The organism is Lysinibacillus sp. UBA6686, from assembly GCF_002455205.1.
In the GTDB taxonomy this organism is placed as follows: Bacteria; Bacillota; Bacilli; order Bacillales_A; family Planococcaceae; genus Lysinibacillus; species Lysinibacillus pakistanensis.
Map to the genome: position 1 here is coordinate 90984 of NZ_DKJS01000061.1, position 11449 is coordinate 102432.

11 protein-coding genes and 1 riboswitch are annotated in these 11449 nt (G+C 36.8%); of the genes, 8 read left to right on the plus strand and 3 right to left on the minus strand.

Annotation, left to right across the window (positions count from 1 at the left end; translation table 11 throughout):
• Window positions 1–86 precede the first annotated feature (86 nt).
• From B2R82_RS16250 to B2R82_RS16275, 6 genes are all read left to right on the plus strand, one after another.
• Window positions 87–1040 (plus strand): hypothetical protein, encoded by a 954-nt coding sequence (locus B2R82_RS16250; protein WP_286925919.1) that lies wholly within the window; start codon window positions 87–89, stop codon window positions 1038–1040.
• A 165-nt stretch (window positions 1041–1205) separates the two neighbouring features.
• Window positions 1206–2321: a M20/M25/M40 family metallo-hydrolase gene (locus B2R82_RS16255; protein ID WP_286925921.1), complete on the plus strand. Its 1116-nt coding sequence runs from the start codon at window positions 1206–1208 to the stop codon at window positions 2319–2321.
• Between the two features lie 26 nt (window positions 2322–2347).
• On the plus strand, window positions 2348–2836 hold the full coding sequence (locus B2R82_RS16260) for a chemotaxis protein CheW (protein ID WP_054771658.1): 489 nt from the start codon (window positions 2348–2350) through the stop codon (window positions 2834–2836).
• A 135-nt stretch (window positions 2837–2971) separates the two neighbouring features.
• Window positions 2972–3059, plus strand: a riboswitch (cyclic di-GMP riboswitch).
• A 43-nt stretch (window positions 3060–3102) separates the two neighbouring features.
• Window positions 3103–3990 carry an amidase gene (locus B2R82_RS16265; RefSeq protein ID WP_286925922.1) on the plus strand — a complete coding sequence of 296 codons (888 nt, stop codon included), beginning with the start codon at window positions 3103–3105 and terminating at the stop codon, window positions 3988–3990.
• Window positions 3969–4100, plus strand: a complete 132-nt coding sequence (locus B2R82_RS16270; RefSeq protein WP_286925923.1) for a hypothetical protein — start codon at window positions 3969–3971, stop codon at window positions 4098–4100. The genes B2R82_RS16265 and B2R82_RS16270 overlap by 22 nt, the downstream gene beginning before the upstream one ends.
• A gap of 233 nt (window positions 4101–4333) precedes the next feature.
• Window positions 4334–5290, plus strand: coding sequence for an Rpn family recombination-promoting nuclease/putative transposase (locus B2R82_RS16275; protein WP_286925924.1), 957 nt, complete (start codon window positions 4334–4336; stop codon window positions 5288–5290).
• 108 nt (window positions 5291–5398) lie between these two features.
• Here B2R82_RS16275 and nspC read toward each other — a convergent pair whose 3' ends face one another.
• From nspC to B2R82_RS16290, 3 genes are all read right to left on the minus strand, one after another.
• Window positions 5399–6538, minus strand: coding sequence for a carboxynorspermidine decarboxylase (nspC, locus tag B2R82_RS16280; RefSeq protein ID WP_286925925.1), 1140 nt, complete (start codon window positions 6536–6538; stop codon window positions 5399–5401).
• Window positions 6535–7764, minus strand: coding sequence for a saccharopine dehydrogenase family protein (locus B2R82_RS16285; protein ID WP_155591447.1), 1230 nt, complete (start codon window positions 7762–7764; stop codon window positions 6535–6537). The genes nspC and B2R82_RS16285 overlap by 4 nt, the downstream gene beginning before the upstream one ends.
• A 289-nt stretch (window positions 7765–8053) precedes the next feature.
• Window positions 8054–8260, minus strand: a complete 207-nt coding sequence (locus B2R82_RS16290) for a hypothetical protein (RefSeq protein WP_286925926.1) — start codon at window positions 8258–8260, stop codon at window positions 8054–8056.
• Between the two features lie 203 nt (window positions 8261–8463).
• On the opposite strand from B2R82_RS16290, the gene B2R82_RS16295 reads away from it, so the two are divergent.
• Together B2R82_RS16295 and B2R82_RS16300 are read left to right on the plus strand one after the other, a co-directional pair.
• Entirely contained in the window at window positions 8464–10179 is a 1716-nt protein-coding gene (locus tag B2R82_RS16295; protein ID WP_286925927.1) for a methyl-accepting chemotaxis protein, read from the plus strand.
• 110 nt (window positions 10180–10289) lie between these two features.
• Window positions 10290–11027: a tetratricopeptide repeat protein gene (locus B2R82_RS16300; RefSeq protein WP_286925929.1), complete on the plus strand. Its 738-nt coding sequence runs from the start codon at window positions 10290–10292 to the stop codon at window positions 11025–11027.
• The last annotated feature ends 422 nt before the right edge of the window (window positions 11028–11449 follow it).

Consider the following 11449-nt stretch of genomic DNA (forward strand, 5'->3'; position numbering starts at 1 on the left):
AATTGACGAAAAATGATAAAAGATGACAGATAATTGAAACATTTACTCTTTTCATCCGTACAAATAGATAAGAGGAGTTGAGATGAATGGAATGGAAACAATTACAAAATGAACAGGAAATCATACATGCACAATTAAGAAATGTTAGTAGATTAAATGAGCAAAAACGATTAATTGAAAATCAACTTGAGCGTGCACAACAGGACATTTACAAACATTCTATAGCACTCAATCACATTCGAACGAAACTTGATAAATTAGAAGGCTTTTCGTTTATGAATATGATTCGTACGTGGACGGGGCAGCAAGATGAACTACGAGCAGAGAAAATTGATAAAGCAGCCGTTCTTGAATTAAAAATAAATGAAGCAAAGAAAATGCAGGAAGATTTAACAATCGATTTAGCACAAGCTGAGTCAAAACTTACTCAAATTAATGAACAACATTTACAAGAAGCTTTAAACAAGCTGAATGCTAAAAAGAAGGGCTACCTACAAATACATGAGCCAGAGCAAGCAAAAAAATTAGAGCAATTAGCCCATGAAGAAATAGTAACGAAGCAATTAATTATAGAAATGAAGGAGGCTGAAGAGGCTGGTGAAAATGCATTAACAATGCTTGGGCAAGCGGCTGCTTCTCTACATTCCGCTAATGGTTTTTCAACATGGGATACGTTTTTGGGAGGGGGACTTATTGCTACACATTTGAAGCATGATGCACTAAATCAGTCTGAAAATTATCTTCACGATGCTCAAATTGCTTTACAGCGATTTCATAATGAGCTTCTGGACATCCATGATTTATCAACGAAATCATTACATGTTGAAACAGATGGCTTTGTCAAATTTGCAGACTACTTCTTTGATGATATTTTCTCAGCCTGGTCAGTTCACTCCAAAATATCAACTGCTAGGGAGCAAGTGTCTCGTGTGCAAGATGATGTACATAATACAATTTGGCGTTTACAGGATAAGCATCATAAAGCGGTTGAATATCTTCAGTTACTTGAACGTGAAAAAGATGCTATCTTCCAACTATAAGAAGCTTGTGGAAAGGGATAAACTCCCTCTTTCACGAGCTTTTTATTTCCTTCCAAAAATTAGTCTCGAACTGCTAGTGAATTATTTCAACTCCTCTAACGTTGTGCTAAAATAATACATATACTATAACGTGGTAATACACGTAAACTAAGGGAGTCTTACAACATGACAAGTCGTTTAGTAGAAGAGTTTTTCGAGCTCGTACAAATTGATTCAGAAACAAAATATGAGCATTTGATTGCGCCGGTTTTAATGGACAAATTAACAGCGCTTGGTTTTACAGTAGAACAGGATGATGCCCATACACGAAATGGACATGGAGCAGGCAATATATTGGCTACTTTAAAAGGTTCTTTAGATGTTGAACCAATTTATTTTACTTCTCATATGGATACAGTTGTACCAGGTAAAGGGATTAAGCCATCTTTACGAGAGGATGGGTATATCGTGTCAGATGGTACTACAATTTTGGGCGCTGATGATAAAGCTGGGCTTGCAGCATTACTAGAAATGGTGAAACGTTTAAAAGAGCAAAATATTGAGCATGGAGATATTGAATTTATCATCACTGCGGGTGAAGAAAGTGGACTTGTTGGGGCAAAAGAGTTAGATGCATCCAAAATTAAAGCAAAATACGGCTTTGCAGTGGATAGTGATGGCAAAGTGGGTGGAATTGTTACAGCGGCACCATATCAAGCAAAAGTCTTCGCCAAAATTATTGGCAAAACTGCTCACGCTGGTGTAGCTCCAGAAAAAGGAGTATCAGCGATTACAGTGGCTGCAAAATGTATTGCAAAGATGAAGCTAGGACGTTTAGATGAAGAAACTACAGCAAATATTGGTCGTTTTGAGGGTGGTCAGGCTACGAATATTGTATGTGATGAAGTGAATATTCTTGCAGAGGCTCGTTCAATTGATAAAATGAAGCTCGATGCTCAAACGAAGCATATGCAGGAGACATTTGAACAAATCTCAGCATCACTTGGAGCACGTGCTGAAGTAGAAGTAAAGCTTATGTATCCAGGATTCCGAGTAACTGAAACAGATAAAGTCGTTCAAGTCGCAATGGCAGCAGCACGTAACATTGATCGCACACCGACCCTAGGGATTTCTGGAGGAGGTTCAGATGCAAATGTAATTGCAGGCTTTGGCATCCCTACAGTCAACCTTTCTGTTGGCTACGAAGATATTCATACAACAAATGAAAAAATCCCAGTAGAAGAATTAGAAAAATTAGCAGATTTACTAGTTGAAATTGTCAAAGAATCTGCAAAAAAATAACAGCAGAAATTGAAGGATGTGACCGCATGGAAAGTGTAAAGGCAGTAGTTTTTGCTTGTGGAACTGAAGAGTATGCAGTGCCTGTGGAACAAGCAATTTCAATTGAAAAATTAGAGCATGTAACACCGATTCCTCATTTACCTAATTATCTTCTAGGCTTCACAAGAATTCGTGGTGAGCTTATCCCAGTGCTTGATTTTGAACGTATTCTATATAATCGTTCTTCAAATGCTGTAACAGCACGTATTATAGTATTGAATACAGATGTTGTGAATTATGGATTACTTGTAACGGAAGCCCGTGAAATTCTAGATTTTGACACGTCTGTTTTACAGCAGATGGGACTTGTCAACTATTCAAAAACACGTTATTTTACAGCAGTGGCAAACCTGGAAAATCGTATGATTACCTATGTGGACCCAAAAATACTAGTCAATTCACTAGAAGGAATTCGTGAAATTATTAATTACTTGCATAAAATGCTGGAAAATGAACAAGAAAACGTAGATGCTTGAAGGCACTACGTTTTTTATTTTTAATAGTAAAAATAACCCGTTTGAATATGATTTTATTCCTCCTTATTAATGATTAGTATGCATTTTTCCTACAGACATTTTTATTTTTACCATGTATGATAAGGAAAAGAAAACAACTGTAAAAGGCAAACTTGTCGAAAGAGAAGGACGCAAAGCCATGAGTCTAAACACTATTTTAGTGCATGATTGTCAGGTTACCAGGTTCTGTTCTAGGAGCTCTGGCAAATAGAATGGAGCTGTAAGACATGAAAAGTTGTTCTTTATTAACAGTAACTATTGTTATTTTTGTTACAATTGCCAGTACGTTTGGACTATCATTTGGAAAGGTAGACGCAGTGACCGTGGAAGATAAGGCTACTTGGTTATGGGATACTTCAAGGATTATTGAGGATGAGGCAGGAGTACTTTCGTTTTTAGAGAACAAGCAGGTAAACAAACTGTATTTACAGATTAATATGGATATAGTAAGTGCCGACTATAAGCGTTTTATTAGTCATGCAACTGCAAGGGGTATCAAAATATATGCATTGGACGGAGCGCCAGATTGGGTATCTAAAGATGGCTATAAAATGCAGGATCAGTTGTTTGATTGGTTACATACATATAATAAAAATGCTGAAGTGACAGAGCGATTTTCAGGCGTTCATCTCGATATAGAGCCATACTTAAATAGTGGATGGAGCTATAATCAACCACAATCAATTGAATCCTATCAAGCACTTCTTACAAGAGCCAAAAAGGAAACCAAGCAATTACAATTACCTTTGGAAGCAGATATGCCGTTCTGGTTTGACGAAATTAAATACAACAATCAATTTGGAAAAGGATTACTTGCTGAATGGGTGATAAATCAAGTAGAGAGCGTTTCTATTATGGCTTATCGAAATACAGCAAAAGATATTATTAAAATTGTACAACATGAAGTAGCCTATGCCAAAAAAGTTAATAAATCCATTGTTATTAGTGTTGAAACAGGTGCATTAGATGATAATCAAAATATTACTTTTTATGATAATGGTGAAGCCTATATGAATAAGCAACTAGCACTTGTTCAACGTCACTATGTGAAAAAAACAAGCTATCAAGGGGTTGCCATTCATCATGTTGATAGTTGGATGAATATGCAGCCATAGTAGAGCAAAGTACACTTGATACTTATATTAATTATGCTAACAAACGTAGAGGGCTAGAACCTCTACTTTTTTTATGGGAATATGGGATTAAACGTCCAAATGGCTTCTAGAATATTTTTGTCGTATAGAATTTTGTTCCTTCAGAATTCGCAATGCGTTGCTCAGACCAGTAAATCAATATGCTGAAAAACTATACATAATAAAAAACGCACATTGACAAATCGATGTGTCATTTTTCTATCAAATGTAAAAGGATTACTAACAGCATAGGTGCATTAGCTATAGATATAGGAGGATATGTAAAGACATGCTATAATAATAGAAAAGAACAGGGCTGATGTGAATGAGTAAAAAGGCATTGCAACGAATCCCTCTTTCAAAGTTATTGGATTTAAAAGTAGATTTTGCGTTTAAACAGCTTTTTGGCAGTGAGCGCAACAAACATATAACTATAGTCTTTCTGAATGCCATTTTACAACGTACAGGTCGGGCAACTATTACAGAAGCAATGTTTTTAAATCAAGAGTTAGGTGGTGAATATCAAGACGATAAACAATCACGACTTGATATTGTAGTGAAAACGCAAGCAGGAGAGCTGATTAATATTGAAATGCAGCTTTCCACTCAGCAGGATATGTTTAAACGGTCGATGTTTTATTGGTCACGATTATTTACAACCCAGCTACAAAAAGGACTAGGGTATCATACACTACGCCCCACTATAACTATCAATATTTGCCATTTTACATTATTTGAAGAAATCGTCCATTATCATAGTACCTATCATTTATATGAAGATGCGTTACTTCAACGCTTAAGATCAAAAGACGATGTATTAGAAATTCACTTTATTGAAATGGACAAGTTTCTACATGCCTGGTTTAACCAAACATTAAACGCTCTGGACGATATTTTAGTTAGATGGTTATTATTACTTGGCATGGTAGATGCTCGTAAGCAAAAAACATATGATGATATTTATCTAGAATTGGAGGCATTAACAATGAAAGACGAAAACTTGCAACAAGCACTAAGTGCATGGGAAGAGTTAAGCCAAACACCTGAAACAATTATTGCCTACCAGTCTCGTTTAAAGTACATGATTGATGAAGTAGCTAAACTAGAGGATGCTAAATATCATGCACAACAAGAAGGAATAGAGAAAGGAATAGAGAAAGGAATTAAAGCGGTGGCAAAAAATATGATTGCATCAGGTTACGATAATGAACAAATTATGCAATTAACTAGCTTAACTGTAGAGGAAGTATTACAGTTAAGAACTGAAATCGAAGTTGAATGATGTAAAACACTAAGACTACTTTTCAAGAGCCAGGAGAAAGGTAGTCCTTTTAAAACCTAAGAAGATAATAAAACACCTCCAATTTTAGCTGGAGGTGTTTGACATTTTTTAAGAAAGTCGGCCACTATAGTCTTCAAATTTAAATTCACGAATGACTTTAATGCCCTCTTCATCATTGTAAGAAACGATTGAAGGTAAGTTGACGCCGTTAAACATATGGTTTTTCACCATTGAATAATGGGCCATATCTGTAAATACAAGACGGTCACCTGGTTTTAGTGGCTGCTCAAATGAATAATCGCCAATTACATCACCAGCAAGACATGTAAGTCCACCTAGGCGATATGTGTGGGCTAATTCATTCGCTTGACCAGAACCAATAATCATTGGACGGTATGGCATTTCAAGTACGTCAGGCATATGACATGTTGCTGATGTATCTAGAATAGCAAGATCCATCCCATTTTCTTGGATATCAAGGACTGTAGCTACCAAATAACCAGTATTAAGGGCTACTGCTTCACCTGGCTCTAAATACACAAGCAGGTTATACTTTTCTTGCACATAATTAATGATATTCACAAGCTTCTCTACATCATAATCTTCACGTGTAATATGGTGGCCACCACCGAAGTTCAACCATTTCATTTGGTGTAAAACATCACCAAACTTTTCTTCTACTACTTCAATAATACGCTCTAACGTATCTGAATTTTGTTCACACATCGCATGGAAGTGTAAGCCATCGATGCCGTCAAGTTGGGATTTATCGAAGTTAGCCAAAGTTGTGCCAAGACGGGAATTCGTATAACAAGGATCATAAAGAGCTGTTTCAATTTCAGAGTACTCAGGATTCACACGAATACCACATTCAATTGTTTTACCAGCAGATTTCACTTTATCCTTGAACTGAGCCCATTGGTTAAATGAGTTAAACACGATGTGATCCACATAGCCTAGAAGCTCGTCCATTTCATGCTCAATATAAGCAGGAGCATAAACGTGAACTTCTTTGCCCATTTTTTCATAGCCAAGACGTGCTTCATGCAGTGAGCTGGCTGTAATGCCTGCTAAATATTCTCCTACTAAAGGGAATGTTGAATGCATAGAAAAACCTTTAAGGGCTAGTAAAATGCGGCAGCCTGTACGATCTTGAATTGATTTTAAAAGCTCAAGATTTTGTGTTAATAATCGCTCATCCACTACATAAGAAGGGGATGGAACTTTTGAAAAATCAATTGGTTTCATCGGCTTAATTCCTTTGCATCTAAATCAAGGTCAAGTAATTCTGGGTTATGGCTTTCTTGCCATGGTAGACCCCATTTATTTAATGCATCCATGAATGGATCTGGATTGAAATCTTCTACATTCCAAACACCTGGTTTGCGCCATTCACCGTTCATCACAAGCATTGCACCAATCATAGCTGGTACGCCAGTTGTATAAGAAATCGCTTGCGAACCAACTTCGTTATAACATTCTTCATGGTCACATACGTTGTATACATAGTACGTTTTTTCTTTGCCATCTTTAAGACCACGAATAATACAACCGATATTTGTTTTACCTTTTGTACGTGGTCCAAGAGAAGCTGGATCTGGTAATACAGCTTTAAGGAAATGGATTGGCTGAATCATTTGACCTTCAAATTCGATCGGTTCGATTGATGTCATGCCAACGTTTTCTAATACTTTTAAGTGTGTTAAGTATTTTTCAGAGAACGTCATCCAGAAGCGGATTTGTTTTAAACCTTTGATATTTTTCGCAAGTGATTCAAGCTCTTCATGGTATAGAAGGTAAATATCTTTTGGTCCGATTTCTGGTAAGTTATAAACCTCTTTTTTCTCAAGTGGTGCTGTTTCCACCCACTCGCCTTCTTTCCAGTAACGACCATTCGCTGTTATTTCACGAATGTTAATCTCTGGGTTGAAGTTTGTTGCGAAATGATAACCATGATCTCCCGCATTTGCATCCACGATATCGATATAGTGGATTTCATCAAATTCATGTTTTTGCGCATGAGCTGTAAAAACGCCTGTTACACCTGGATCAAAACCGCTACCAAGTAATGCAGTTAAGCCAGCTTTTTCAAACTTCTCTTTATAAGCCCATTGCCATTTATATTCAAATTTTGCCGTTTCAGGTGGCTCGTAGTTTGCAGTATCCACATAGTGCACACCTGTCGCTAAGCAAGCATCCATAATCGTTAAGTCCTGATAAGGTAGGGCAACGTTAATGACTACATCTGGTCCGAAAGCTTTAATAAGCTCAATAACCTCTTCTGTATTGTCTGCGTCTACCTGTGCAGTATGAATTTTTGTTTTTCCGCCATCTAGTTTTTCTTTTAGAGCGTCACATTTTGAAACAGTTCTACTTGCGATACAAATTTCCTCAAATACGTCCGAATTTTGAACACACTTGTGTACCACAACACTGGCAACTCCGCCAGCTCCGATAATCAATGCTTTACCCAATTGTCTACCCCCAAGTTCATAAAAGTATTGTCAAACAAGCTGATTATACAGAAATTTGATATAGTACTCAATCATTGTTTTAAAATTTTCTACAAAAAAATTTATTTTTCTACAACAATTGGACTTATTTTACGCCAATAAAGCTGAATGGTTCATCAATAACTAGAGGGGAATAGAAACACTAGTGATTGAAGTATTACTTTTTGAGTGAAAAGGAAGCACACGAAAAATTCCCTTTCCTACTAAAGCAGGAAGGGAAAAATTCAAATAGTTTTTAATTATTGCTAAATTATTTTGAAAACCGATTTGAAATTTGTTTCTTTTCATCTCCCCACACATAGAAAAAGATCATGAGCAATGCACTTAAAAAAGCCATTACAAGGGCATAAGTACTGAGGGCAACATTCACTTGACTTTGCATAGCATAAATGAAAATAGCGCCTAGTGTTAATAAATTTCCAATAAAAAGCGATACAACATGAAAACGTCTATTCATAGCAAGCCCTCCTAAATCAAGATTTTATGCCCAATAGATGAAGATATAGCACTTCAATTATCTCATAATTCAGAACTTTATCCAATACTTTTTCCATTCTATTAGTCATTAAAAGATGCTTTTTAAATACNNATCTTTTTATAGTATGATAGAAATAAAGTGAATATTCATAGATTTTTACTAGAAAGGGGAGATGATGAATCGTGAAATTACGAAATTCATTAACTTTTCAACTCGGAACGATCATTGCTGGTATCTTAGTGGTGATGCTAGGAATTACATCGTTCGCTACATACATAACGGCTTATAATAAATTATATGATGCAGCGGGAATAGAGGCATATGGATGTGCCAATATAACAACAGGCTTGATTCGCCCAGAAGATATGGAAAGAGCATTGCGTGGGGAGCAAGCAGCAAAAGAGAGTATTGGGAAGGATTTAAACTGGACAACAGGACACAAAGACATCTTTCAAACGCAATATATTTTAACACTAGATGGTACATTGCTAGCCTTAGATGATCATTTGGCAGAGAAGGGCTTTGCACCTGGAGATACATTTTACATGGACCAGGAGGCAATCCAATTATTACTTGAGAAAAAGCATCCAACATACTCCGAACCCTATACATATGGTGGAATGGAGCGATTATCAGGCTATGCACCAATTTTTAAGGATCATGACACAAGTAAAGAAATCATTGCCATCAGTGTCATTGATTTCGACGCTACTATTGTGAAGGAGCGAACTTGGGAGGTTGTGCAGAGTGGTATTTTAATTAGTATTTTTCCAATGTTAATTGCTTCAATTATTACAGGCTTTTTAATTCGACGTAAAGTTAAGCCTATTACCTTACTAATTCATCAGGCCAAGCAAATAGCTAATGGTAATTTAGCGGTGGAGGAAATGAAGGTAAAAAGGAATGATGAAGTAGGAGATTTAGCAAGCACATTAGATCGTATGACTGTCAACTTACAAAATATGATTATGACGATGCGCACTACATCTATTACATTAGCCACAAATGCTGATGAAACCGCTAACACATTAAATGATATGTCAAATACGATTCAAGGCGTCGCGCACAATATCTATGAAGTTACGGTGACAGTAACAGATGGTCTGCATCATGCAGAAAATGCAACAGATGTACTTACATCCTTAGCAGAAGATTTACAAACTATAAAAGTGAAAGCAGATACAAGTGTTGAAACCACAAGAGGAACAATGAAAATTGCCGCACAAGGAGAGCAACTTGCTAAGGATATAAATAATGACATGACTTTAATCCGTAAAGGCTCTGATATGGTCAGTAACACGGTTAGTAATCTAGTCACTTCAGCAACGCGAGTTCAGGCTATTACCACATCCATTGCTGGGATTGCTGAACAAACCAATTTACTGGCTTTGAATGCCTCCATTGAAGCAGCAAGAGCAGGAGAACATGGCAAGGGCTTTGCAGTGGTAGCAGAGGAAGTTCGAAAACTTGCTGAGCAATCGAATCAAGAAGTATTAAAGGTTGACCAGCTAATACAGGAAATTATGGGACATATTCAGCAGGTTACTTCTTCGACGCAAGATAATACAGAATATATTGAAAAGGGAACAAAGACGGTTCGTTTAACTGCTCAATCATTAGGAAATATTTCAGCAGCTGTTTCACATACAGTGGAAGAAATTATTGAGATATCACATGCTATGACTTTGGAGGCAGAGAAATCAGATCATGTTGTTCAGATGATTCAACAATTAACGCAATCCATTCAAGAGATTGAGGAAACATTGAATGCGATTACAGCGGCAGCCCAGCAAACAACAGCAAGTATTGATGAGGTAGCGTATAGCTCAAATGAAACGAATCAAATGGCACATACACTTGAACAACATGTAAAGTCGTTCAAATTAAAAGAATGTTAAACGTTTTTAAATATTTACCCTTGTATTACATGATATAGGCTCCTTTTCTCTCGAGAAGATGGTAAACTACCAATAAAACGTTTCTTTCGGTGAAGGTGAGGGTTTTAATAGTGATCAAACAGTTTGATGAGCGTGTCCAAAAGATTAATGAACTATTTGTAAATGGGAGCGTGAAGGAAAGCTATCAGTTAGCCAAAAATATTGTAACTGATAATGCATTCACAGAGCATACGGCATTTGCTACGATTCAGCAACATGTTGCTTTATTGGAGGCGAATGGCTATGCGAATATGCCTATTCCTACTGGTGAATTGAAGCAAAATATGGAACGAGCAGATGGCTCCTATCCAGAGCGTGATGTCCTTTCGGCTTATATGGGAAGCCAGGATGATGAGCAGTTTGGTAAAGTGGTGGATGAATTGCTAGCTGGGTCCATTGAGGCACAGGCGAATGCTTACTATATAATGGCTGAATATTTTGTTTTGGCGAAAGAGCATGATAAGGCAAATATTCAATACGCAGAAGCCATCAAACTACAACCAAATAAAGCACTTTACTGGGGGGCTTTTGCCCAATTTCTGAATCGCAGTGAGGGCAGTCCATATTTAGCCCTTCGTCTTATTGAAGAAGCAATTCAGTTAGATAGCATGAACCCACGCTGGTATTATATTCAAGGTAATATTTTTTTCCAGCTTGTTGCAGCTACAAAAAATTTAAGCTATTTACCTGCCTTAGAGGATGCATGGGAAAAGGCTAAAAAGCTTTGCTCTGCTAAGCAGGTAATGTTAAAGATGGACATTGCGAAATCCGCTGATATTCTTACTCAATGGAAAAAGCAAATGCTTTAAGGAAAAATGGCATCTTTCACCTGAGAGATGCCTTTTCACACCAAAAAGATTACGACTAAGTATTATTTATTTCTAGCTATATCGGGCTTGTTTAAATTTTCATTTTCAAAGCACACATCACAGCTATTTGTTTGTTTTGAATGCTAGTGCTCTCCGTGATTGTGTCAAGCTCCTTTACAGCTTGCTGTATAACCTCTTTTTTCTGTTAATACAGTCCCTTGCTTTTCTTGTTCTTCTATAAAAAATTTAGTAGCACTGGCATGTCCTGGTTACGATAAAAAAGAAACTCCATATCAAACATACATATAATCCCCAATCTCACACTTTTCACTTTCCTATGAAGAAAACCAGATTGCATTAAAATATTCATCATCGGCATCTTGATCACATAGCTGATTTCCGCTCAGGTGAGAGAGAAAACT